Here is a 22,438-nt window from a genome sequence, read left to right as displayed (position 1 = left end):
AGGTTAGAGAGACTGTGTCTCTCTGCTAAATTAAAGTTTTCCGCCTTCAACAACAAGCGTTTCGGGATCTACGTCATCACCATAAATATGCTTAAGTGTTGCATCGTAGTTTTTGTGAAAAAAGTTCTCTTTTGCAAGCTCCTTAATCTCACTATTTAGCCACTCAAGCAACGCTGAGTTACCCTTTTTGACCGCTGGAGCTATCACATCTAACTCGCCAAGAGCCTGAATACCTACCTTAAATGCAGTATTTTCTTTTGCCCATGCAAAAAGCAATGCATTATCATGAGCCAACGCATCACCTCTACCATCCAATAAGGCTCCAAAAGTTTCAGTATTTTGATCAAATTTAATCAGCTCTATTTCGGGATGATTTTTTGTAAAATACGCGTCAGCCGTTGTGCCTTTGTTGATTAATAATTTTTTGCCTTTTAGTTGAGAAATATCTGTAATTTCACCATTTTTACTAACCACACCAAGGCTTACTTTCATATAAGGTAGTGCAAAATCAACAACTTTAGAGCGTTCAGGAGTTTGAGTAAAATTTGCCAAAATTATATCAACCTTGTCCGAAACTAAAAACTCAGCCCTACTTGCAGCTTCGACAAGTTCAAATTTTACCTTGTCTTCATCGCCAAGCAAATCTTTTGCAATACGCTTTGCAAAATATATATCATAGCCTTGATTTTTGCCTTCGCTATCTATATAACCAAATGGCGGCTTGTCACTAAAAACACCAATTCTAACAAAGCCTTGTTCTTTGATTTTAGCAACACTATCTGTGTTTGTATTGCTTTCTTGACTGCTACAACCCACTAAAACAAGCCCAGTCATAACTAGTAAAAATGAAAGAAATTTCTTCATCTCTTCTCCTTAAATTTTAAGATTTAAAACCGCATTTTACCCATATTAGCTTAAAATTTATATAAAAATTTACATTAAATTTACGAATATCAACTAAGTCAATAAAACGTGCAAAATTTGCCTAATATAAATTATTAAAAAATGACAAAATCAAACTAAAATGTAAATAGATTTAAAAATCTCTTTGCTCTTTCGCTTTTTGGATTTGTAAAAAACTCTTTAGGTGTTGAAATCTCTACAATACTTCCTTCATCCATGAAAACAATCCTATCCGCAACAGCTTTTGCAAACCCCATTTCGTGTGTCACAATAAGCATCGTCATTCCCTCTTTGGCTAGATTTATCATCACGTCAAGCACCTCTCTTACTATCTCAGGATCAAGTGCTGCTGTAACCTCGTCAAAAAGCATCAATTCAGGATTCATACATAAAGCTCTTACAATAGCAATACGCTGTTTTTGTCCGCCACTTAGCTCACGTGGCTTGGCATATTTTTTTTCGCTCAATCCAACTTTTTCAAGCCATAAGTCGGCTTCTTTTTCGACTTCTGCCCTATTTCTTTTTTGTGCTTTAACTGGAGCCAATAAGATATTTTCTATGACATTTAAGTGATCAAAAAGTTCATAATGCTGAAATACCATACCAACACGCTGACGCATTGCAGTCCAGTTTTTAAACTCGCTTGTAACTTTCTCTCCTGCAATAACAATCTCACCGCCTTGTATGCTCTCAAGTCCATTAATTGTTCGTAAAGTTGTTGATTTGCCGCATCCTGAAGGCCCTAATAAAACAACAACTTCACCCTTCTTGACGCTTAAGCTTATATCTTTTAATGCATGGTTATTACCATAAAATTTATTTACATTTTTTAATTGAAGTATATTCATTTTGACTTCTCCTAAGCCCATTTCTTTTCAAGTGTTTGTGAAAATTTAGATATAGGATAGCATATAATAAAATATAGAAAAAATATAAATCCATATATTAAAAATGGAGCTAAATTATCTGTAAAAACATGTCTTTCAATTATCTGCTGTCCCACCTTAACAACCTCTACAACGCCGATTAAAACGACAATTGAAGTTGTTTTAATCATTCTGCTTAGCAAATTTACAGCACCAGGCGTTAATCTACGCAAAGCAAGTGGAATAATAACATAAATATAAATTTTAAATTTTGGCAATCCAAGTGCTGTTGCGCTTTCAAACTGGTGTTTTGGTATCGATGTGATGGCACCACGCACTATATCCATCATCTCAAAAATACCCCAAACACTAAAGACTATTACGCTTGCACTAAAGGCACTAAGATGTAGCCCTAAGGCTCTTGCTAAACCAAAGTAGAATATAAATAGCCAAACAATAGTAGGCATAATACGAACTATTTCAAGGCAAAATTTTAAAATAAAGTATAAAAATTTATTTTTAAGACTCATAATAACGCCTAAAAATAAACCACCAATAATAGAAATAATAATAGAAAATGCCGAAATTTCAATACTTACTAATAATCCTTCACTTAAACGTTGTAAATTTTGGATGCTAAATAATGCACTATCTTGCACGAATTTTCCTTTCTATCATGCTAAGTCCTAGCGAGATCGGCAAAATAATAATAAGATAGCTAATGACAAGCATAAAAAGTGCCTCATCTGTTTTATAATAAAGCCCAATTAAATCCTTTGCAACATATACAAGATCGGCTAAAGCCACGATGCTTACTATCGATGTTTCTTTTAATAAAAATATAATATTTGCCGAAATACTTGGCAAACTCACACTAAAAGCCTGAGGTGTAACTATATGATAAAGCACCTGCGTGTGACTAAGACCAAGACTAAGACCAGCTTCGATTTGGCTTTTGCGAATAGCTTCATATCCAAGTCTAAAACTCTCAGCCATGTAGCTACCGCCCAAAAACGCAAGTGCGATGATAGCACACTCAAAACTACTTAAATTAATCCCAAGCTTTGGTAATCCATAATATAAAAAAAACAATTGAATTAAAAGCGGAGTATTGCGACTAAGTTCAATATAAGCACTAACAATTGGTCTTAACGATCTCACATTATAATATCGCACAGCCATACACAAAATACCTATAATTATAGAAAAAAATATCCCAAAAAATGCAAGTTTAAGCGTCAAAATACCAGCTTTTACATACATAGGATAAAATGTGTTAATAAATTCAAAATCCATATCAATCCAAAAAATTTAATAAAGCCATGATTTTATCTAAAAAATAATAAATTTAAAGACAAAATTAGTATTTTTTTACATTAATTTTGACTAAATTTTTCTGTCTTAAATAAAAAAGATGACATAAGACACAACAAATAACCAAAAAGCTCAATACCTTCTTGCACTATATTTTTTACCATTTTTGCATCAGAAAGCAGTAAAAATTCGTCCCAAAATTTTGTACTACCAAAAACTCTTGAAAACACAAAAACGCAAACGATACCGCAAAGCATCAGGTAAAAGGATTGAGTTTTAATATACTCATCAAGTTCTTTTACAAGAATTTTAAATGATTTACAGGCAAAAAATATACAAATTATAGCAACCATTAAAGCCGCAAACACCCAACTACCATGATGCATCATATCAAAAACATAATCAAATTCTCTAACTAAAATAGTTGCAAAAAATCCAAATATAAGAATGCTTAAACTATTAAAATTTCTAGAATATTTTGCCAACAAAAAATAAATAGCACATATAATAAAAACTGTGATTTCTTGTGATATTTCAGTAAGCGAAAGCTCACCTATATGATCAAATTTAAACAACTTAAAATCGATATAAATACAGCTTATTACAATAATAGGCAACATCGCGTAAATCAAAAATATTTTTAAAAGCTTTAAAAAAACAAACACAACAACTTCCTTAAATAAAACGCGTGATTGTATCTTAAAAAACTAAAGATTTTTTAAACAATTTTTAAAAAGATATAGCAAAACAGTTACTTTAATCAACTTGTATAAGTAAAGTATGATAATTAATTGCATATACAAAAACGATATGAAAGCATTTTTGTGTTTTGATATATTTTTATACCAAAAGCCAAGCTAACTTAATTTTGTTGTAAAGACTATATTTAAGTTTTGCTATGTGCAATAAAAGAGCTTTAAATTAATCAAACTAGTTATTTTCTTAGACAAGCTATTTTTAAAATAGAATTTAAGCTATGATTTTATAAAATCCGCAAAAATTATGTATTTAACTTTTAGGGGAATTATGGATATTTTTCAATTTATCGGATTTTTGGGTATGATATGCGTCGTGGGTGGATATTTTTTGCTTCAACTTGGGCGATTAAATAGTGATAGTATGGGCTTTCAGCTTATAAATTTAGTCGGTGCAGTGCTACTTATCATATCACTTTTGGTGCATTTTAACCTTGGGTCATTTTTGATTGAGGTTTTTTGGATCGGCATCACAATTTTTGGGATTTATAAAATTTTAAAAAATAGACGCATTTGACGCTTTTAAACGCATTTGACTGGTCTTTATAGTAAAAGGAGAAGTTATGATTAAAGCATTTGCAGAGTGGCAAGAACAAGAGCTACTTTTTATCTCGTTGCCACACGAAAATACCGACTGGAAGCCATATTTGGCTGAAATTTTAGATAGTTATGAAGAGCTTGTGTCGGCTATCACGCCGTTTCAAAAGGTTGCTTTGATCTGTCCTGATGAGAAAATTTTGACTAGATTTGCTAAATTTTGTAACACTATTGCTTTAAAAATCGAAACAAACGATACTTGGGTGCGTGATTATGGGCTTATTGATGTGCAAAATGGTGATGAAATTTTAAGTTATGATTTTAAATTTAACGCTTGGGGCGGAAAATTTGAGAGTGGCAAGGACGATTGCGTAAATAGCGAGATTGTTAAAATTTTGCCTACAAATTTAAAGTCAGTTGATTTTATCTTAGAGGGCGGAAGTGTCGAGTTTAACGGTGACGGTGTGCTTTTAACGACTGAGCATTGTTTGCTAAATGAAAACAGAAACGCACATTTAAGCAAAGAGCAGATCGAGCAAAAGCTGTGCGAACTCTTTGGACTAAAACGCATTGTGTGGTTAAAACACGGCTTTATCAAAGGCGATGACACCGATCATCACATCGATACCTTAGCGCGTTTTATCACGCAAGACACGATCGCTTACGCTGCTTGTGATGACGAGAGTGACGAGCATTATGATGAGCTAAATTTAATGAAAAAAGAGCTTGAAAAAACTGCTTTTAAGCTCTTGCCTTTACCGCTTCCAAAGGCGAAATTTTTTGAAGGTAAGCGACTTGGATGTACTTATGCGAATTTTATCTTTATAAATGGTGCTTTGATCGTGCCAACATACGGCGATGATAATGATAAAATCGTGCTTGAACGCTTACAAAAGGCTTTGCCAGAGCGAAAAGTTATCGGTGTAAATTCGCTTGTTTTTGTACGCCAAAACGGCTCACTTCACTGCTCAAGCCAGAATCGTTACTTAAAAGATGGAAAAATAGCCAATGTTAAAGTATGCAATAAAGCACAAACTACTAAAAATAGCTAAATTCTTGCTTATTTTGGAATTTAACAAAAATGTTTAGAGTTTTAATATTTTTTATGTCGTTTTTTATAGCTTTAAATTTAAACGCAGGAGATAAAATGCAAATTATTATAAAAAATAAAAATGGCGAATTTAAAGCGATTTTGGACGATACATTGGTGGCTCGTAGCTTTGCTGCACAGCTTCCGATTGTGTTAAATTTGCAAGATTACGCAAATGCTGAAAAATATGCAAAGCTAAAGATGCCACTTGATATAAGCAACTCGCCACGTGGAAGTGATGGTAAAAAGGGCGAACTTAGCTACTTTGCACCGTGGCAAAATTTTGTGATTTATTACAAAGATCAGTCATATTATGATGGTATCGTAAGGCTTGGCGAGATCACAGATGAAGATATTGCAAAAGTCGCAATCGATGGAGAGATAAAAATAGAGTTAGTAAGATAAATTTATTAAGGAAAGATATGAAAATAGCATTAATCCAGCAAAAATTTCACGGCTCAAAAGAGGCTACAAATTCTAAAACTTGCGAGCTAATAAAACAGGCAAAGCAAGGTGGTGCCGAGCTTGTGGTATGTCAGGAGCTTCATCAAACACAGTATTTTTGCCAGAGTGAAGATACCGCGTTTTTTGACTTGGCAAATGAGTGGGAGAGCGATGTTGCTTTTTGGGGCAAAGTAGCTAAGCAAAACGGCGTAGTGCTGGTAACTTCACTCTTTGAGAAGCGAACGGCTGGGCTTTATCACAACACGGCTTTTGTCTTTGAAAAAGACGGCAGTGTGGCTGGCAAATACCGCAAGATGCATATCCCTGATGATCCGCTTTTTTATGAGAAATTTTACTTTACGCCAGGCGATATTGGCTTTGAGCCGATACAAACGAGCGTAGGCAAATTAGGTGTTTTGGTGTGCTGGGATCAGTGGTATCCAGAGGCGGCTAGGCTTATGGCACTTAAAGGGGCTGAAATTTTAATCTATCCTACGGCGATAGGCTGGTTTGATGGCGACAGCGACGATGAAAAATCTCGCCAATTAGAGGCTTGGGTTGCGGTGCAAAGGGGTCATGCCGTGGCAAACGGTCTGCCAGTTGTAGCTGTAAATCGTGTGGGCTTTGAGCCTGATAGCTCCGGCGTGGCTGATGGCATAAGATTTTGGGGAAATAGCTTTGTTTTTGGGGCTCAGGGTGAGCAAGTTTTGCGTGCAGACAGCCAAAGTGAGCAGTGCTTTTTAGTAGATATTGACATGAAACGAAGCGAGGAAGTGCGTAGAATTTGGCCTTTCTTGCGAGATCGCAGAATCGATGCGTATGAGAATTTAACAAAAAGATTTATTGATTAAAATGAGCGAAAAACTGATTGAAATTTTAATCTTAATAGCACTTATAATGTTTTTTGGTGGGATGTTTTACAACATATTTTTTAAAAATGATACTAAATTAAACGCAAGGCAACTTGATAAAATAGGCGTTTGTGAGCCAAAAAGCGTAAAAAGATTATCTGTTTATCCGTATTTTATAGGACTTGAAAGATTTTTTATAACAGACGTGACGTTGTGGTTTGATGAAAATTTTATCTACATTTTTAACAATGATAGCCTTGTGTCGCAATATAAATTTGCCGATGTTAAGCAGCTAAAAAAGACATATTTAAAAATTAATAATATCGCTATTTATAAAATCAGCTTTAAAAATAGTGAAAAAATATACAAATTTGCTAGATATCAAACACTTATAAGATCAAATTTTAATGAGTTTTTGCAGATATTAAACGACAAAAATTACGATTTTCAAAGCTAATTGATGGGTAAAATGGAGCAAATTTTCATTATCGGAGATGTGCATGGTTGTTATAAGACGCTTTTAGCACTGATTAAACAACTGCCACAAAAATTTGATAGTAAAATTTGCTTTGTGGGTGATTTAATCGATCGTGGTAACAGTAGTGCTGATGTCATAGAGCTTATAAAAAGCCAAAACTACGATTGCGTAATGGGAAATCATGAATATCGTCTTTTAGCTTATGAGAGTGAATTTATCCATGGTGGCAAAGTTAGCGATGAGCGGTGGTTTTACATGCATGGCGGAGAGCAAACATTTAAATCATACAAAGATAAAAGCGTAGATTTTAGGCGTTCACACGTGAAATTTCTTAAAAATTTACCACTTTTTTTAGAGTATGATTTAGCTACTAATGATGGCAAAAGGCTGGTTGTGTCGCACTCGGCGGTAGGACAAATGTGGTGGCTTAGAAATAGTGATGCTAATTACGCTGACTTTCGCCGTCACCTATTATGTGGGCGTGATGATACGCATGAAAACAAAGATATTTTTAATGTATTTGGACACACACCTACTCCTACTCCTATCATTACACGATACTATGCAAATATCGACACAGGATGTATTTTTAATAATTCTCGCGGAAATACGCTTACAGCACTCTCATTTCCAGATTTTAAAATTTATTCACAGGCAAACATAGAAAATAGCTAAGCCATAAAAAATAATATAAATTTTTTCTTAAGTAAATATTTTATAATAGATTGCTACTTTTTTACACAAAAAATAAAAATTTACAAATTTGCACATACAAATTCTTAAAATAAAGATAAAAATCGCTAGAATATAAAAAAGTTTTAACAAAGGAGAAATCATGAAGAAAACTTCTATAATTTTATCTGGACTTTTGCTTGTCACTACGCTTGGAGCAAAGGAATTTGTTAGTATTGGCACTGGTGGCATGACAGGCACATACTATCCTATTGGTGGAGCGATTTGTCGTCTTGCAAATAAAAATCCAGAAATAAAATGCTCAGTGCAATCAACTGGCGGTTCGGTTTATAACGTAAATAATGTCCTTAAAAAAGAGCTTACATTTGGATTTGTTCAAAGCGACGTAGTATATGATAAGTATAATGGCAAGGGTAAATTTGAAGGTGCAGCAGATGACAAACTACGCTCTGTTGTATCGATATACCCAGAGCTTCTCGCCTTTGTTGTATCAAAAGCAAGTGGGATACAAAATATAGACGATCTAGCTGGTAAAAAATACAATGTCGGCAATCCTGGAAGTGGCAACGAAGTAACAACTCTAGCCGTCTTAAAAGCAAAAAATTTCAACGTTGATAGTCTTGGACATAGAGGTGTGCTAACGGTTCAAGAATGCCCACATGCATTAAAAGATAAAAAAATAGACGGTTACAGTTTTATGGTAGGACATCCAACAGCAAATATTACAGATGCCGCTAACTCAATGCCTATTGATATACTTGATATTTCTGGTGATGACATCGATGCTATGATTGAGCAATTTCCATACTTCGCAAAAGGCACAATTGCAAAAGGCACATATATTGGCGTTGATAAAGATGTGCAAAGCATAGGTGTAAAAGCGGTATTAGTCACTACAGATCAAACAAGCAATGAGGCTGTAAAAGGCATAGTTAAGGCTATACTTGATAATTTTGACGAATACAAATCGCTTCATCCAGCACTATCTACAGTAACCAAAGAAAGCCTATTAGAGGGCTTATCTGCACCACTTCATCCAGCAGCTGAAGCTGTTTTTAAAGAGGCTGGTTTATTGCAATAAAAACTATTCAGAGAGAAATCTCTGAATAAGATATTTTTGATTACTTTTAACTACAAATAACAAATTTTAAGTTATCATTTAAAGGTGCAAAATCTTTTAAGGGGACAAAAATGCAAAAGTACAAACTTGCCATATTTGATCTAGACGGAACACTTTTAAACACAATAGGTGGCATAGCAAAATCAATGAATAACGTATTGCAGTCTCATAATCTAGCAACTCACGATATAGAAAAATATACATCATTTGTTGGTAATGGGCTTAAAATTTTAGCCAAACGTGCTTTGGGCTTTGATGTGAGCGATGACGAGCTAGATGGCTACTACAAAGAGCTTTTAGTGCAATATGAAAAACACTACATGCTAGATATAGCACCATATGATGGGATAATTAATATGCTTAGAAAAATTACCAAAAAAGGCTATAAAATTGCAATAAACTCAAACAAAGTCGATTATATGCTAGATAAGATTGTTGATGAAATTTTTGGTGAGTTTTCGTGGGTAAAAGTTGTTGGTGTATGCGATAACCTGCCAAGTAAGCCGGATAAAGCAGGAGTTGAGCTAATCATAAAAACAGCTGGAGTTAGGCATGATGAAGCTGTTTTTATAGGTGATACAGATGTAGATATACAAACAGCTCACAACGCTAATGTTGATGCGATATATGTGCCATGGGGTTTTCGTAAACCACATGAGATAAATGAGAGCAATTATAAAAGCGTCAAAGACGCAAATGAATTAACAAATTTACTTTTAAGTAATTTTAAATCATAAATAAACATAAGGAAAAACATGAAAGTAATTATAACAGTTGTTGGCAAGGATAAAAAGGGAATAGTTGCTGGTGTGAGTGGAAAAATTTCATCTTTAGGGCTAAATATAGATGATATTTCACAAACTATTTTGGATGAGTTTTTTACGATGATGATGGTGGCTTCGTCTGATGAAAAGCAGGATTTTGCCGCACTTAGAGCTGAACTTGAGAGCTTTGGCGAGGGACTTGGCGTGAAAATCAACATCCAAAGTGCTGCAATCTTTGATGCTATGCACAACATTTAAGGTGCGAAAATGAATATAAGACAAGTAACCGAAACGATCGCGATGATCGAGGAGCAAAATTTTGATATAAGAACCATAACTATGGGTATTTCGTTGCTTGAATGTATCGATAGTGACAGCGACAAGGCGTGTGAGAAAATTTACAAAAAGATTACGCACTGTGCCAAAGATTTAGTTCGTGTTGGCGATGAAATTTCAGCCGAGCTTGGCATACCTATCGTAAATAAACGCATATCTGTAACCCCTATCGCTATCATCGCTGCAGCAACAAATGAGAAAGACTACATCAAATTTGCCAAAACGCTTGATAAAGCAGCACACGATGTGGGTGTTGATTTCATCGGTGGCTTTTCGGCTTTGGTGCAAAAAGGCTATGCAAAGGGCGATGAAATTTTAATAAACTCCATTCCAGCCGCCCTGGCCCAAACTAGCAAAGTCTGTGCCTCGGTAAATGTCGGCTCAACCAAAACTGGCATAAATATGACAGCTGTGCGTGATATGGGGCGAGTGATAAAACAAACGGCTCAGGCTTCAGACTTAGGTGCAGCAAAGCTTGTGGTCTTTGCAAATGCAGTCGAGGATAATCCTTTCATGGCAGGTGCATTTCACGGCGTGGGCGAGGCTGATGTCGTGATAAATGTCGGCGTTTCAGGACCTGGTGTGGTAAAAAGAGCACTTGAAAAGGTGCGTGGTGAGAGCTTTGATGTCGTGGCTGAAACGGTTAAAAAAACGGCATTTAAGATAACTCGTATCGGTCAGCTAGTGGGTCAAATGGCGTCTGAGCGACTTGGTGTGAAATTTGGCATAGTCGATCTTAGCCTAGCTCCAACTCCAGCCGTGGGCGACTCAGTCGCTCGTGTGCTTGAAGAGATGGGACTTGAAGCGGTCGGCACTCACGGCACGACGGCTGCACTTGCGCTACTAAATGACGCTGTCAAGAAGGGCGGCGTGATGGCGTGTAATCAAGTCGGCGGTCTAAGCGGTGCGTTTATACCAGTTTCAGAAGATGAAGGCATGATAGCCGCGGTGCAAAGCGGGTCGTTAAATTTAGAAAAGCTTGAAGCCATGACTGCGATTTGCTCAGTTGGGCTTGATATGATCGCAATCCCTGCTGATACGCCAGAAGCGACGATTTCAGCTATCATCGCAGATGAAGCAGCGATTGGCGTGATAAATCAAAAAACAACCGCCGTACGAATCATCCCACTTGGCAAAGAGGGCGATATGATCGAGTTTGGCGGACTTTTAGGCACGGCACCTGTAATGAGTGTAAATAAAAACTCATCGGCTGACTTCATCGCTCGTGGCGGACAGATCCCAGCTCCGATACATAGCTTTAAAAACTAAAATTTGCAAAGTCTTTTGGCTTTGCAAATTTAATAATCCAAGTATAAAAATCTTTGCGGTGGCATTAAATTTTTACCAAATTCGCTTATTTCTCGTGATTTTTCATATCGTTTGGCATTTTTTATTTTTACAGCAGTAGCATTGCTTTTATCCTTTAAAAACTCAAAAAATGAAGCCTTGCTAATTACGGAATTTTCTGCCGTATCTTCCCAAATGCTATCTTTGTCGCTAATTATAATAGTATCTACATCAGCCTCGTCGACAATCTTACCTGCTGGCAAAGGCTCGTAAAAGTATATCTTTTCAAAGTCGTTTTTAAATTTATGATTTCTATAAAATACACTTTTTACGCCATCTATTAAAGGATAGCAGCCCTATTTTGTCATTGATATTATGATAGCTTTGCTCATCTTTTTACTCTTATCATGCTTTCACCTCTGCCGTTATCGCTTATTTCATATGTTATTTCTTCACTGCTTTTGTATTTTTTATCTGTAAGTTGATTTAAATATCTTTCACCAACGAGCTTTTTAAAAGATTCAGCCACCCTTTCATTATTTAAATCAATATCCCATTCAAGCTTTGCACGGCAAATAGATGTTTTTTCTTTATCATCTATTTTAATCAATGAAATTTCAATATTTGCAAGATCTGTTAAATATTTAAATTCACTCGGTTGTGTTTCTGCTATGTGAGAATATGCGTTAAAATAAGCCTCTTTTGCAAATTTTTCATTTTGACAATTATATGTTTCATCTCCACAACCAACAAACACTAAGCCAATGGCAACTATACTTAAAATTTTAGTTTTTAAAAACATTGTTTGTCCTTTTTTATTTAAAATTTTGCTAAAATTAACTCTAGTTTTTTTAAATTTTGATCTTTTACTCTAAAATGAACCAAAAAAATATCAACCACAAAAAATATCGCATAAAGACCTATTAGCACATCGTAATCAGCTGCAATATCTAACAAAACAGCACAAACAAGACCCAAAATAAGCTTAATAACAAAAATAAGAGTATCACCTATATAGTATCTATCCGCCCCGAAAAATCCTAAGACTATGGATAAAATAAGACATATTGTTGGATTTTTAAAGTCCGTTAAGTATATTTGGTTTTCCTGTGATTTACTTATTTTTTCTAAACTATCTTTTAAAAGAAAAAGCGAATTTTTAGGAAAATAGTCAATCTTGTCCATTATTAGGCTCCCAAAATTTTTCTTATTTCTTCATAATTTTTAGCAGAAGTTTTTCTGGCCAGGATATTTGCATCTATAAGTGCAGCAATCTATATCCACATATTTATACCTGCTGCTATTTTTTCTGGTATTACAAAAATTGAAAGTAACAACACAGCAACAGAAGGAATTAAAAAATATAAAGCTTTCTTTTTATCATCATTATAATACCTATGAACACCAAAATTGCCGAGTAGCAACCCAAAAATAACTATATAATTTGGTCTTTTTAGCTCGTATAATTTTTTTAAAAGGCTATCAAATTTGGCATTTATGTTATCGCTGTTTAACAAATTTTCTTGATTTAACGCCTTATAATGCTTACCAAAAAGTCGCTTTTTAATCTCTCTTAAAATTTGAAAATTTTGCATTTTATCTCCTTTTGTATTTTGATTAAAATTTTTATTAAACGAATAGTACGACAATATGTCTGAATTTAATATTAAAAAAGACAATATGTCGTAATTTGCTATTAAATTTATAAAAGCTAAACTTTCAAAATGAAATACAGCCAACAAGATAAAGCAAGAATTTTAAAGATAACAACCAGAACCCTGCAAAGATGGCGCACAAGTAAGCCAGAGCTTTACGCTATTATTGAGGCTGGATTTAAAATGCGTGAGCTGATAAAAACAGAAAATGAAAATATAACAGAAATAAAAAATATCATTAACGATGCTATACCGCAAAATTAATCGCTAAAATTAATAAAAAGACAAGAGCAAAATAGCTTTGCTAACTATCCCAAAACAGTGTTATAAATTTTAAATCACTATCGCCAAAACACCCCATAAAATAGCCATAATACCAAACATTAAGCAAAATTTTTCCAAAAAGCAGTAGATATAGAGTGCAGACTTTAGACTGTTTGACGCCAAATTTATCCAAAATTTAACTCTTTTAAAAAAACAATATAATGTCTTAAAAATTTCACAAAAGGAGATGGTTATGGCATTTTTTTGAAAAAATTCTTGGCAAACAAAAAGATATCGTAGATGGTAAAGAGGTCGATATGCCAGTGTTTTATGTCGCTAATGGCAAAGACAAGATGGAGCAGTCCTTTAAGATAGCAAGAGCGACATTTGGCTACTTTTGGCGTGAGATATTTTGGGGTATCGACGTATCGTTCCAGCACTTGATATAGCGTGCGTGAAGGTGCTTTTTACTCAGGAGATCAACGGCAAAGAGCATAGGGAGCATATGTATATAAATGATAGATTTTGACGGCGAGTTTATCACCGGCACGCTAGTAAATGAGCCAAACGAGCTTACAAATATCAAAAATGGCGATAGCATCAAGGTGCGTATCGGCGAGATTAGTGACTGGATGTTTGCTTGTTAGGGCAAGGCGTATGGTGCATTTAGCGTGCATACCATAATAAGTGAGATGAGTGAGCAAGAAAGAGCCGAACATGATGAGATGTGAGGATTTGATTTTGGCGATTTTAACGATATTTTAGTCGTCATAGATCAAAAGCAAAATCCACAAAATTTAACCGATCATCCGATGTGTATAAACTCCGTTGATGAGTATCGCAAGTGGCTGGGTGAAAATTTAGACAAGATAAATGAGCTAAACGAGGCTAGACTTACATGAGTTTGCGATATCTGGGAATTTATCCCTTGTTAAAGTCTGCCTTGAAATGGGAGCGGATAAAAATGTCGTTAGCAAAAGTGGCAAACTAGCGATAGACTACGCTCGTGAGCTTGGCTGGGAAGAGATAGTTAAAATTTTAAGATAATTCTGTCTTTATATATGGCGGTTTTATGAGCCGCCTATGCCTAAATTGAGTTGGATAATCAGCACAACCCCAAACCCACCCTCGCAAATTTCTAGTGTATGGTGGTAAGAACATTGCACCTGTAAATTTAAGGGCTAAATGTAACGATGCAGTGCCCAAAGTGCTATGTATTTTGTGTCAAACCCTGACACTGGGTTGCACTCATTAAATTTGCTACCTTCGTGCTTTAAATTTTATGCAAAAAATCTAAAAATTTCAGCAAAACCTTGCAAATCTTACGCTTAATTTATACTAACTCAACACTGCAATTACTCTCTTGCACGAACATATTAAGCTCTCTAAACTTATAGCTAGTAGTCACCTTACATAGGTTAAGATTATTTTTGCAATTCGATTACTCAGCGATGAAACGTTAGCGATAAATTTCACAGTCTGCACATAAATTATGAATAAATCCAAAAATAGCACAACCCTAAACACTATAAAAATAAATTTTAACTTGTTTTTTTGATTAAATTTTTAAAATTTATGATAGCCATAAAATAAGCATATTGTATATTTAAGAATTTTGAAAGCTAATTTTCATGAAAGTATAAATTATTTTTGCATATATTAAAATTGTAAAGATGTCAAAAGTTAATAGATTTTTCTGAAGTAAGTTTATTTTAATAGTGAAAAATATCTAAAACCAACAAATAACCAAAAGTCACTTTACGCAAAAATATCACATATCAAATATTGAATGTAAAGCCATAAAAACTTCATTTAGTATGCAAATTTTAAATTGCTCCGTAATCAAATTAAAAGCTATTTCATCGTATTTTAGTGATATTTGAGATTTTATAATTTATATGGCTACTATAAAATTGCATTGTTGCATTAAACATGTTTTTTTGCTTTGCTGATGATTGTAGCTTTTTAAGATGTAAAAGATCAAAGAATGCAATTTTGGACTTAATAACATGGGTAAAGTTTGTATAAAATTTTTAAAACCAACAAGAATATAGCAAATAAAATAAGGTAAATAATTTTAGACAACTAGCAAAAATCAATTTTATATAAAGAAAATTTTTATGACTTATAAAAGTTTTATAAAATTATAAAAGATAAGATTAAAGATAATTTATGTAAAAATTAATCAAAATAAGCGTGGATAATCCACGCTTTGAATTATTTATCTCTAATAGACAATTCGCTGATTAGCTTAGTATATGCAGAGTAGTTTTTGTTTTTAAAGTATTTTAAAAGTCTTTTTCTTTGACCTACCATTTTTAGTAGTCCAAGTCTTGAAGAGTGATCTTTTTTAAACACTTTTAGGTGCTCGGTAAGCTCAGTAATACGAGCTGTAAGTAGTGCTATTTGCACCTCTGGTGAGCCAGTATCACCATCTTTTCTAGCGAATTTCGCAACTATTTCTGCTTTTTTAGCCGAATCCAAAGCCATTTTAGACCTCCTGATTGGTAAGATTAAATAAAAGGGCGATTTTATCAAAAATAAACATAAAATTTTATTAAACTATAAAATTTCCCTTTGTCCTTTTGCATTTAGTGGGCTTAAAACGCCCATTTTTTCCATTTGTTCTAAGATATTTGCTGAACGATTATACCCTACTCCTAAACGTCTTTGAAGATAACTAATTGATGTTTTTTGCTCACTTATAACTATAGTTTTTGCATCCTCATAAAGTGGATCAAGCTCACCAACATTTATATTTACATCGCCGTTATCGCCACTACTTTGTCCTGTTTCAGATAAAAATCTCTCATCATAAACCACCTCTTGCTGTGATTTTAAAAACTCAACAATATTTTCTATCTCCTTTTCACTAGCAAATGGTGCATGAAGTCGTATAATCCCAGGGCTTCCTGGTGGCGTAAATAACATATCTCCACGCCCAAGTAAGCTCTCAGCACCCATTTGATCAAGTATAACCTTGCTATCTATTCTTTGCCCTACTCTATAGCTTATGCGACTTGGTAAATTTGCCTTAATTAAGCCAGTTACGACATCAACGCTCGGACGCTGTGTTGCTACTATTAAGTGTATGCCAGAAGCACGTGCCATTTGAGCTAAGCGTCCTATATAAAGCTCTACATCTTTGCCACTTGTCATCATTAAATCAGCAAGCTCGTCAATTATAACAACAATGTATGGAAACTGCTCCAAGCCCTCTTTTTTCATCTTTTCATTATAACTTTCAATATTTTTTACGCGATTATGACTCATTATGGTATATCTTCGCTCCATTTCAGCTACCATATTTGCAAGTGCCGTAATAGCTTGTTTTGCCTGAGTGATAACTGGGGTTAAAAGATGAGGGATATCATTATAAATACTAAATTCAAGCATCTTTGGATCTATCATCATAAGTCTAAGCGTTTGCGGACTATTACGATAAAGCAAACTTAAAAGCATGGCATTTATGCCGACACTTTTACCAGAACCAGTAGTTCCAGCAATGAGCAAATGCGGAAGTTTTTTAAGATCGGTTATAAAAGGAGTCCCTACAATATCCTTGCCAAGAGCCATCGTAAGCTGACTACCAGCATTTTTAAAAATCTCACTATCTAGTATCTCTTTTAAATATATCGTTTGTGTGTTTGCATTTGGCACCTCGATGCCAACCACATCTTTGCCAGGTATTGGTGCTTGGATACGAATAGTCTGGGCTTTAAGAGCCATTGCCAAATCATCTTGTAAGGTTAAAATTTTACTTACTTTTATATGTGGTGCTGGACGAAATTCAAACGTTGTCACAATAGGTCCAGTATAAGTGCGAACAACATCACCGTCTATCTTAAAACGTCTTAATTTTTCAAGCAGATCAGAAATCTTTTGATCTATCTCGGCTTCATTTATATTGTTTGAACGCTTTGGCGGATCTGCTAGAAATTTAAGTGGCGGCAACTCAAAATTTTTAGGTTTTTCGACTTTGCCCTTTTCTATCTCATCAAGCAGTTTTTTGTTTTCAATAACCTCATTTAAAATTTCCACATTTGTATGCTTTGTTATTTTTGTTTCACTTTTATTTTCATCTTTTTCTTCTTTTTTCTCGTCTTTTATCTCATCACTTATGCTTTGCGGTGTTTCTTCTATGATTTGAGTATCAATTATCTCATCTTTTATCTCATGCTCTTCTTTTACAGCTTGTTTTTCTGGTTTTATTTTTTCACTTTTATATTCTAATATTTTTTGATTTTTTATGTTGTTTTGAGTATTTTGCACTACTTTTTTTGCTGGCTCAACAAATGCTTTTTTCATTAAAACCAAAATATTGTCTCTAAAAATTAAGCCTAAAGCCATTGCAAAAAATCCAGCAGTTGCTACGAATGTGCCAATTTTACCAATAAATCCATTAAGCACGTCATTTATACTAACCCCAATAAGTCCTTTGTTTATGCCATTAAAAGCCATTGCTTGAAACATAAGTGTAGCTAAAAATAATAATAAAATTCCGAGCCCAAACTCAGCCAATTCTATGTTGATTTCTCTAAATTTATAAAAACCAGACGAAACTAGAAAAATTAGCAAAAATGGATAAATATAAGCTAAGAAACCAAAATATTTCAGGTTGGTAGTGCCTAAAATTTTACCAATAGAGCCTACAAAATCAGCTTGTGGAAAAAATGTACAAAGCCCAAAATACACAAAAACGCAGACTAAAAATACCAAAATGCAATGTCGTAAAATGTTAAATCCTTTTGAAAATTTAAAGTGGAGATTATAGCATAATAGGCATAAGCCCAAAATAAATCTGGGCTTATTTTTTACATGTAGTTTAGTAGGCTTAATTGATTGATTTTAGAAGTAGCTTGAAGCATGGCTTGATAGCTCATCATTTTTTGAGTTAGACTTAAATACGCTTCGCCATAATCCACATCTATTACTTCACTTTTGACACTTGAAACATTTACACGCATTATACTTGCACGTTCATTTGTGCTTTGAAGTAAGTTTGTATATGAGCCTATTTTTACTTTTTCTTTATTTATGTGATCCATTAAGTGATCAATTCTCTTAATAGCTCCTTGCATACCAGTATTACGCGGATCGGCATTGTTTGCATCTTGGCGATAATATCCATGCCTTACGGCATCAATCATACTAGTTAAGTCCTTAAACAGATCAATTCCTGGCTCATCTACCATCACCGCATTATTTTGCATAAAGCTAAAAGCAGCACCCTTTCCTTGACTTGTAGCAGGTGTTTTACCAGTGCTATCGCCATAAAATTTACCACTTTCTTTGCTATCATAAATACTAACTTCAATGTTTGTTACAGATTGACTTTTATCAACTAGCTGAATTTTTCCCTTACTGTCTAAATTTACTTCAATCATTCCACGTGATTTATTGATTGCAGTTGCATATGATTGGTAATTTTCAAATCTGTGATTTTCAGGCATAGGATTAACCTCAGAATAAGGTGGATTTGGGATGTTGTCACTGGCTGCCATGCCTACAATATCCATAAGCTGCCTATATGTAAAATCATCAGTTTGAGTCCAATATTGTCCAAATGCATCAGCATTATATACAGCCAACGTTCTTGTTCCAAATTTATTACTACCATCTGGATTTATTCCACTAATGCTAAATGTAACAGGTTTTGAAGGGTTTTGTGTGCCTAGTTTTATGTCTATTGTGTATTTAACATTTGTGCGAGACTTGATCTCTAGTTTAATAGTTTGGTTATCAATATTATATTTTGTCTCGCTACCAGGATATAGCTCACCAACACTAGCTGCCTCGCTAAGTCTAGTTGAGTCTGTAGCATACTCACCAGTAGTTCGGTTTATTTGAGTTATGTTTGTGTGCAGTTTGTTGTCTTTGCGTTCAAATTTTACCTTATCAAAATCAAAACTATCTACAACATTTCCTTCATTATCTTTGTATAAATTTTTAGTAAAATCCGTAATATACACACTGCCATTATTAGCTGCCGTTTGTAAATCAGCTAAGCTTGAAACTGAAGCAGGAGATGTGCCACCAGTAGCTCTTGCTGCCGCCGCTTCTAAATCGCTTTTGCTTTGAACTTGCTCGGTTGCTCCAACTAAGGCAAAATTTATTACTTGATTGCCCTTTATGAGATCTTTTACTTCGATTTGTCCATCATTATTCATTGTCACTTCTACGACTTTACTTGTAGCAGTGTTGCCAAACTCGGTGCCAATCTTATCGAGCAAAGCTCTCATGCTAGAATCATGACTTATTTGAAATTTACTCGTAAATCCAGTGCCATCTGGTTTAGTTCCTTGTAAGTAAAAAAATGTATCTGGAAATTTTACTTCTGTGTTATCTAAAAAATCGTAGCTATGCTGAATACTACCATTATAGTTTTTTAAGCCATCGTTTTTTGCTGATTCAATACTATCTTTAGCATAATTTAGACCAATTAAATTTCTTATCTTACTCTCTTCGTTTAAGTATTTTACATTATCCTTAAAATCTGGAGAACTTAAATCTTGAAGTTTAACATTTGTATTTAAAATTTTACTATAGTCATTATCTCTTCCTAAAAATAGATCAAATCCATTTAGATTATAAGGTATTTCTATTTTAGATCCGCCAACAGTCGTCATCTGCTCAGCATTGCCATTATACGTGCCATCATTGCTAATAGGCTTAGTATCAACAGCCGATCCTGAAAATAAAAACTGCCCATTAATAGATGTATTTGCTAAATTTACCAAGTGATCCCTAATGCCTTCTAAATCATTTGCCAAAGCACCAAGAGAGGTAGTGCTATGAACGTCACTTGCTGCTTGAACTAGTTTGACCTTAAATAATTCTAGCTGCTTTGAGATTTCTTGTAATGCTGAGTCTGAGTTTTTAGAAAAATTTTGTGATTTTGAAGTTGCTAGCTCGACTTGCTCTAGTGTGCTTACCTCGTATTCTAAGCGTTTTGCGTCGTTATAAATGCTTGAGTTTTCGTATGAGTTGTCTATCTTTAATCCATTTGAAAGCTGTGAGTAGTGTTTATTTGTTTCTCTCATACCACGCTGGTAGTCATACATAGTTTGAGCGTATTTCCACTGGTTTGTTATTCTCATTTTTTATCCTTATTATTTTACGTTTCAAAGCAAAAATAGTTCCATCTATACTACTATCGGCAAAAATTTAAAAAATTTTATACTATAATTAAACAAAAAAGGATAAAAATGAAAATTTTATTTGCACCAAGTGAAGCAAAATCAAGCGTAACATCAGACGTTAAACTAAATTTTAGCAATTTCTTATTTCCAAATTTATCAAGCAAACGTCAAGAGATATTAGATGTATATGTAAAATTTTTAAAAAACGCAAATGATAATGAGATAGCAAAGCTTTTTGGCCTAAAATTTCAAGAAAACATGAGAAACTTTAATCAATTAAGTACAATTAAAGCCCTTAAACGCTACACGGGCGTTGCGTTTGAGCATCTAAAATACAACAGTTTAAGCCAACAAGAGCAGGACTTTTTAGACAAAAATGTCATAATTTTTTCAAATCTATTTGGTCCGATACTTGGTGGCGACATGATACCTGAGTATAAACTAAAACAAGGCGAAAAAATAGGCGAATTAAATATAGATAAATTTTACAACAAGCATTTTAGTTTGTGTATGGATGAAATTTTACATGATGAGTTCGTGCTTGATCTGCGTGCTGGATATTATGAAAAATTTTATAAAATCAAAAAAGAACATTATACTTTTAAGTTTGTAAAAGATAAAAAAGTTGTAAGCCACTATGCTAAGGCTTACCGTGGAGTTATATTAAAAGAGATTGCAAAGCAAAAAATCAAAGATGAAAAATCGCTATTAAACATCAAAGTAAATGATATAAAGCTCGTCGAAATAAAGAAAATAGGTTTAAAAAATGAAATTTTATGTGAAATTTTATGAAAATTTATAAATTTTTTCAAAATTTTATTAAAAATCTATTGTTTTTTTTGAAAAAAGATTGTAGAATACGCATCTAAGACGTTACGATTTCATTAAAAGGATGTAAAAAATGAAAAAAGCTGATTTTATTCAGATTGTTGCTGACAAAGCAGGCCTATCTAAAAAAGATACACTAAAAGCAGTTGATTGTACTCTTGATGCTATTTGTGAAGTATTAGTTAAGGGAGATAGCATTAGCTTTATTGGCTTTGGCACATTTAGTACAGCTGATAGAGCAGCTAGAAAAGCTAGAGTTCCTGGCACAAACAAGACTATCGATGTTCCAGCTAGCAAAGCTGTTAAGTTTAAAGTAGGTAAAAAACTTAAAGAAGCTGTCGTTGGCGGTGCAAAAAAAGCAAAGAAAAAATAATTTTCTTGCATGGAGGCCGCTTGGCTTCCGTTTTCTTTATTATTTTGACTTTGTATTATTTATGCCTGAGTGGTGAAACTGGTAGACGCGCCAGACTCAAAATCTGGTAAGGGCAACCTTGTGTCGGTTCGAGTCCGACCTCAGGCACCATAAACGTTTGTCATACTCTTGTCTTGTGTTATTGCATGAGTTTATCTTTTTAATAGTTAAAAAGATTTGTTTTTATGGCAAATTATAGCAAAATATAGCATTGTTAAGAATTTTACACACTTATAAATACGTGCAAAAACATATCTAAAAATATAAATAGCAAAAGTATTTTAATTTATCAATCAATAAAACTACAATAAAAAAATAAGGTAATATTAATAAACGTGATATAATATTACATGACAAAATAATAATTTTAAACACTATACTTACTTAAATCAAAAATAAAGTAAAAGGCACCAACCCATCACTATAACATAACAATGCCTATTAAAACACCAAACAATAATTCTTTAAGCACTTATAAAATTAAAAAACTATTTTTCACTTCTGTTATGATACAAATGCTACTTTAATAAGCAAATTATTAAGCATAAATCATAATATAATCAATTGCTATTTATGATTTTAAAACTGAAATTTATAAATACCAGAAAGCTAAATTTGATAAGATTATCATCAGTAGCATAAAGCTTAATAAAAGCTATTTTAAAGCTAGTCGTATAAAGGGAAATAAGGTAAAACCAA

At 33.8% G+C, this 22,438-nt stretch carries 28 protein-coding genes, 1 tRNA gene and 1 pseudogene; 17 read left to right on the top strand and 13 right to left on the bottom strand.

Annotated elements, in window-relative coordinates; genetic code table 11:
• Window positions 1–30: 30 nt before the first annotated feature.
• The 5 genes from LQU93_RS02720 to LQU93_RS02700 all read right to left on the bottom strand — a co-directional run bounded on the left by LQU93_RS02720 (window position 31) and on the right by LQU93_RS02700 (window position 3,748).
• The gene (locus tag LQU93_RS02720; protein WP_272695064.1) at window positions 31–864 is read right to left on the bottom strand and encodes a cysteine ABC transporter substrate-binding protein; all 834 of its coding nucleotides are present in this window, start codon (window positions 862–864) and stop codon (window positions 31–33) included.
• Between the two features lie 155 nt (window positions 865–1,019).
• The gene (locus LQU93_RS02715) at window positions 1,020–1,751 is read right to left on the bottom strand and encodes an amino acid ABC transporter ATP-binding protein (protein WP_229932358.1); all 732 of its coding nucleotides are present in this window, start codon (window positions 1,749–1,751) and stop codon (window positions 1,020–1,022) included.
• An 11-nt stretch (window positions 1,752–1,762) separates the two neighbouring features.
• Window positions 1,763–2,428, bottom strand: a complete 666-nt coding sequence (locus LQU93_RS02710) for an amino acid ABC transporter permease (protein ID WP_229932357.1) — start codon at window positions 2,426–2,428, stop codon at window positions 1,763–1,765.
• On the bottom strand, window positions 2,418–3,065 hold the full coding sequence (locus tag LQU93_RS02705) for an amino acid ABC transporter permease (protein ID WP_229932356.1): 648 nt from the start codon (window positions 3,063–3,065) through the stop codon (window positions 2,418–2,420). Before LQU93_RS02705 ends, LQU93_RS02710 begins: the two co-directional genes overlap by 11 nt.
• Before the next feature lie 80 nt (window positions 3,066–3,145).
• Window positions 3,146–3,748, bottom strand: a complete 603-nt coding sequence (locus LQU93_RS02700) for a hypothetical protein (RefSeq protein ID WP_229932355.1) — start codon at window positions 3,746–3,748, stop codon at window positions 3,146–3,148.
• A 361-nt stretch (window positions 3,749–4,109) separates the two neighbouring features.
• Between LQU93_RS02700 and LQU93_RS02695 the strand changes: the two genes are divergently transcribed.
• The 10 genes from LQU93_RS02695 to LQU93_RS02650 all read left to right on the top strand — a co-directional run bounded on the left by LQU93_RS02695 (window position 4,110) and on the right by LQU93_RS02650 (window position 11,420).
• The gene (locus LQU93_RS02695) at window positions 4,110–4,355 is read left to right on the top strand and encodes a CBU_0592 family membrane protein (RefSeq protein ID WP_229932354.1); all 246 of its coding nucleotides are present in this window, start codon (window positions 4,110–4,112) and stop codon (window positions 4,353–4,355) included.
• Window positions 4,356–4,404: 49 nt separating this feature from the next.
• Window positions 4,405–5,427: an agmatine deiminase family protein gene (locus tag LQU93_RS02690; RefSeq protein WP_229932474.1), complete on the top strand. Its 1,023-nt coding sequence runs from the start codon at window positions 4,405–4,407 to the stop codon at window positions 5,425–5,427.
• 95 nt (window positions 5,428–5,522) lie between these two features.
• Window positions 5,523–5,870 carry a cyclophilin-like fold protein gene (locus LQU93_RS02685; protein WP_229932353.1) on the top strand — a complete coding sequence of 116 codons (348 nt, stop codon included), beginning with the start codon at window positions 5,523–5,525 and terminating at the stop codon, window positions 5,868–5,870.
• A gap of 17 nt (window positions 5,871–5,887) precedes the next feature.
• Window positions 5,888–6,760 (top strand): carbon-nitrogen hydrolase, encoded by an 873-nt coding sequence (locus tag LQU93_RS02680; RefSeq protein ID WP_229932352.1) that lies wholly within the window; start codon window positions 5,888–5,890, stop codon window positions 6,758–6,760.
• 1 nt (window position 6,761) lies between these two features.
• Window positions 6,762–7,217 carry a hypothetical protein gene (locus LQU93_RS02675; RefSeq protein WP_229932351.1) on the top strand — a complete coding sequence of 152 codons (456 nt, stop codon included), beginning with the start codon at window positions 6,762–6,764 and terminating at the stop codon, window positions 7,215–7,217.
• A gap of 3 nt (window positions 7,218–7,220) precedes the next feature.
• Window positions 7,221–7,913: a metallophosphoesterase gene (locus LQU93_RS02670; RefSeq protein ID WP_229932350.1), complete on the top strand. Its 693-nt coding sequence runs from the start codon at window positions 7,221–7,223 to the stop codon at window positions 7,911–7,913.
• 160 nt (window positions 7,914–8,073) lie between these two features.
• Window positions 8,074–9,012 carry a TAXI family TRAP transporter solute-binding subunit gene (locus LQU93_RS02665; RefSeq protein WP_229932349.1) on the top strand — a complete coding sequence of 313 codons (939 nt, stop codon included), beginning with the start codon at window positions 8,074–8,076 and terminating at the stop codon, window positions 9,010–9,012.
• Between the two features lie 110 nt (window positions 9,013–9,122).
• Window positions 9,123–9,788: an HAD family hydrolase gene (locus LQU93_RS02660; RefSeq protein WP_229932348.1), complete on the top strand. Its 666-nt coding sequence runs from the start codon at window positions 9,123–9,125 to the stop codon at window positions 9,786–9,788.
• Window positions 9,789–9,806: 18 nt separating this feature from the next.
• Window positions 9,807–10,073 carry an ACT domain-containing protein gene (locus tag LQU93_RS02655; protein ID WP_229932347.1) on the top strand — a complete coding sequence of 89 codons (267 nt, stop codon included), beginning with the start codon at window positions 9,807–9,809 and terminating at the stop codon, window positions 10,071–10,073.
• A 9-nt stretch (window positions 10,074–10,082) separates the two neighbouring features.
• Window positions 10,083–11,420 (top strand): PFL family protein, encoded by a 1,338-nt coding sequence (locus LQU93_RS02650; RefSeq protein ID WP_229932346.1) that lies wholly within the window; start codon window positions 10,083–10,085, stop codon window positions 11,418–11,420.
• Window positions 11,421–11,449: 29 nt separating this feature from the next.
• Here the strand turns inward: LQU93_RS02650 and LQU93_RS02645 are convergent, their stop codons facing one another.
• The 4 genes from LQU93_RS02645 to LQU93_RS02630 form a co-directional block, all read right to left on the bottom strand.
• Window positions 11,450–11,701, bottom strand: coding sequence for a hypothetical protein (locus LQU93_RS02645; protein WP_229932345.1), 252 nt, complete (start codon window positions 11,699–11,701; stop codon window positions 11,450–11,452).
• 125 nt (window positions 11,702–11,826) lie between these two features.
• A complete protein-coding gene (locus tag LQU93_RS02640) occupies window positions 11,827–12,240 on the bottom strand; it encodes a hypothetical protein (RefSeq protein WP_229932344.1) in 414 nt (137 codons plus the stop codon).
• A gap of 17 nt (window positions 12,241–12,257) precedes the next feature.
• The gene (locus LQU93_RS02635; protein WP_229932343.1) at window positions 12,258–12,623 is read right to left on the bottom strand and encodes a TM2 domain-containing protein; all 366 of its coding nucleotides are present in this window, start codon (window positions 12,621–12,623) and stop codon (window positions 12,258–12,260) included.
• An 89-nt stretch (window positions 12,624–12,712) separates the two neighbouring features.
• Window positions 12,713–13,033, bottom strand: coding sequence for a hypothetical protein (locus LQU93_RS02630; RefSeq protein ID WP_229932342.1), 321 nt, complete (start codon window positions 13,031–13,033; stop codon window positions 12,713–12,715).
• Window positions 13,034–13,162: 129 nt separating this feature from the next.
• On the opposite strand from LQU93_RS02630, the gene LQU93_RS02625 reads away from it, so the two are divergent.
• Window positions 13,163–13,357 carry a hypothetical protein gene (locus LQU93_RS02625; protein WP_229932341.1) on the top strand — a complete coding sequence of 65 codons (195 nt, stop codon included), beginning with the start codon at window positions 13,163–13,165 and terminating at the stop codon, window positions 13,355–13,357.
• A 40-nt stretch (window positions 13,358–13,397) separates the two neighbouring features.
• Here LQU93_RS02625 and LQU93_RS02620 read toward each other — a convergent pair whose 3' ends face one another.
• The gene (locus LQU93_RS02620; protein ID WP_229932340.1) at window positions 13,398–13,550 is read right to left on the bottom strand and encodes a hypothetical protein; all 153 of its coding nucleotides are present in this window, start codon (window positions 13,548–13,550) and stop codon (window positions 13,398–13,400) included.
• 124 nt (window positions 13,551–13,674) lie between these two features.
• Between LQU93_RS02620 and LQU93_RS02615 the strand changes: the two genes are divergently transcribed.
• From LQU93_RS02615 to LQU93_RS10080, 3 genes and pseudogenes are all read left to right on the top strand, one after another.
• Window positions 13,675–13,806 (top strand): DUF2314 domain-containing protein, encoded by a 132-nt coding sequence (locus LQU93_RS02615; protein WP_229932339.1) that lies wholly within the window; start codon window positions 13,675–13,677, stop codon window positions 13,804–13,806.
• Window positions 13,807–13,811: 5 nt separating this feature from the next.
• Window positions 13,812–14,088: pseudogene (locus LQU93_RS02610) on the top strand (DUF2314 domain-containing protein).
• 178 nt (window positions 14,089–14,266) lie between these two features.
• Window positions 14,267–14,404 (top strand): hypothetical protein, encoded by a 138-nt coding sequence (locus LQU93_RS10080; RefSeq protein ID WP_418884060.1) that lies wholly within the window; start codon window positions 14,267–14,269, stop codon window positions 14,402–14,404.
• A gap of 1,170 nt (window positions 14,405–15,574) precedes the next feature.
• Here LQU93_RS10080 and rpsO read toward each other — a convergent pair.
• From rpsO to LQU93_RS02595, 3 genes are all read right to left on the bottom strand, one after another.
• Entirely contained in the window at window positions 15,575–15,847 is a 273-nt protein-coding gene (gene rpsO / locus LQU93_RS02605) for a 30S ribosomal protein S15 (protein WP_229932338.1), read from the bottom strand.
• Between the two features lie 72 nt (window positions 15,848–15,919).
• Window positions 15,920–18,076, bottom strand: a complete 2,157-nt coding sequence (locus tag LQU93_RS02600; protein WP_418884058.1) for a DNA translocase FtsK — start codon at window positions 18,074–18,076, stop codon at window positions 15,920–15,922.
• A gap of 95 nt (window positions 18,077–18,171) precedes the next feature.
• A complete protein-coding gene (locus tag LQU93_RS02595; RefSeq protein WP_229932337.1) occupies window positions 18,172–20,457 on the bottom strand; it encodes a flagellin N-terminal helical domain-containing protein in 2,286 nt (761 codons plus the stop codon).
• Between the two features lie 108 nt (window positions 20,458–20,565).
• Here LQU93_RS02595 and LQU93_RS02590 point away from each other — a divergent pair, with 108 nt between their 5' ends.
• From LQU93_RS02590 to LQU93_RS02580, 3 genes are all read left to right on the top strand, one after another.
• Window positions 20,566–21,291 carry a YaaA family protein gene (locus LQU93_RS02590; RefSeq protein ID WP_229932336.1) on the top strand — a complete coding sequence of 242 codons (726 nt, stop codon included), beginning with the start codon at window positions 20,566–20,568 and terminating at the stop codon, window positions 21,289–21,291.
• 109 nt (window positions 21,292–21,400) lie between these two features.
• Entirely contained in the window at window positions 21,401–21,700 is a 300-nt protein-coding gene (locus tag LQU93_RS02585; protein ID WP_229932335.1) for an HU family DNA-binding protein, read from the top strand.
• Between the two features lie 63 nt (window positions 21,701–21,763).
• Window positions 21,764–21,850, top strand: a tRNA-Leu gene (locus LQU93_RS02580).
• Window positions 21,851–22,438: the final 588 nt, after the last annotated feature.

This window comes from Campylobacter majalis (assembly GCF_905120465.1).
Classification (GTDB): Bacteria; Campylobacterota; Campylobacteria; order Campylobacterales; family Campylobacteraceae; genus Campylobacter_A; species Campylobacter_A majalis.
The sequence above is the reverse complement of the archived record's forward strand: the minus strand, read 5'-3'. Positions and strand labels throughout refer to the sequence as shown.

Coding starts and splice junctions, on each gene's coding strand:
- LQU93_RS02675 (WP_229932351.1), top strand. CDS start 6,762: ATGAGCGAAAAACTGATTGAAATTTTAATCTTAATAGCACTTATAATG.
- LQU93_RS02680 (WP_229932352.1), top strand. CDS start 5,888: ATGAAAATAGCATTAATCCAGCAAAAATTTCACGGCTCAAAAGAGGCT.
- LQU93_RS02685 (WP_229932353.1), top strand. CDS start 5,523: ATGCAAATTATTATAAAAAATAAAAATGGCGAATTTAAAGCGATTTTG.
- LQU93_RS02630 (WP_229932342.1), bottom strand. CDS start 13,033: ATGCAAAATTTTCAAATTTTAAGAGAGATTAAAAAGCGACTTTTTGGT.
- LQU93_RS02665 (WP_229932349.1), top strand. CDS start 8,074: ATGAAGAAAACTTCTATAATTTTATCTGGACTTTTGCTTGTCACTACG.
- LQU93_RS02590 (WP_229932336.1), top strand. CDS start 20,566: ATGAAAATTTTATTTGCACCAAGTGAAGCAAAATCAAGCGTAACATCA.
- LQU93_RS02655 (WP_229932347.1), top strand. CDS start 9,807: ATGAAAGTAATTATAACAGTTGTTGGCAAGGATAAAAAGGGAATAGTT.
- LQU93_RS02585 (WP_229932335.1), top strand. CDS start 21,401: ATGAAAAAAGCTGATTTTATTCAGATTGTTGCTGACAAAGCAGGCCTA.
- LQU93_RS02660 (WP_229932348.1), top strand. CDS start 9,123: ATGCAAAAGTACAAACTTGCCATATTTGATCTAGACGGAACACTTTTA.
- LQU93_RS02715 (WP_229932358.1), bottom strand. CDS start 1,751: ATGAATATACTTCAATTAAAAAATGTAAATAAATTTTATGGTAATAAC.
- LQU93_RS02635 (WP_229932343.1), bottom strand. CDS start 12,623: ATGGACAAGATTGACTATTTTCCTAAAAATTCGCTTTTTCTTTTAAAA.
- LQU93_RS02695 (WP_229932354.1), top strand. CDS start 4,110: ATGGATATTTTTCAATTTATCGGATTTTTGGGTATGATATGCGTCGTG.
- LQU93_RS02595 (WP_229932337.1), bottom strand. CDS start 20,457: ATGAGAATAACAAACCAGTGGAAATACGCTCAAACTATGTATGACTAC.
- LQU93_RS02615 (WP_229932339.1), top strand. CDS start 13,675: ATGCCAGTGTTTTATGTCGCTAATGGCAAAGACAAGATGGAGCAGTCC.
- LQU93_RS02720 (WP_272695064.1), bottom strand. CDS start 864: ATGAAGAAATTTCTTTCATTTTTACTAGTTATGACTGGGCTTGTTTTA.
- LQU93_RS02670 (WP_229932350.1), top strand. CDS start 7,221: ATGGGTAAAATGGAGCAAATTTTCATTATCGGAGATGTGCATGGTTGT.
- LQU93_RS02705 (WP_229932356.1), bottom strand. CDS start 3,065: ATGGATTTTGAATTTATTAACACATTTTATCCTATGTATGTAAAAGCT.
- LQU93_RS02650 (WP_229932346.1), top strand. CDS start 10,083: ATGAATATAAGACAAGTAACCGAAACGATCGCGATGATCGAGGAGCAA.
- LQU93_RS02640 (WP_229932344.1), bottom strand. CDS start 12,240: ATGTTTTTAAAAACTAAAATTTTAAGTATAGTTGCCATTGGCTTAGTG.
- LQU93_RS02625 (WP_229932341.1), top strand. CDS start 13,163: ATGAAATACAGCCAACAAGATAAAGCAAGAATTTTAAAGATAACAACC.
- rpsO (WP_229932338.1), bottom strand. CDS start 15,847: ATGGCTTTGGATTCGGCTAAAAAAGCAGAAATAGTTGCGAAATTCGCT.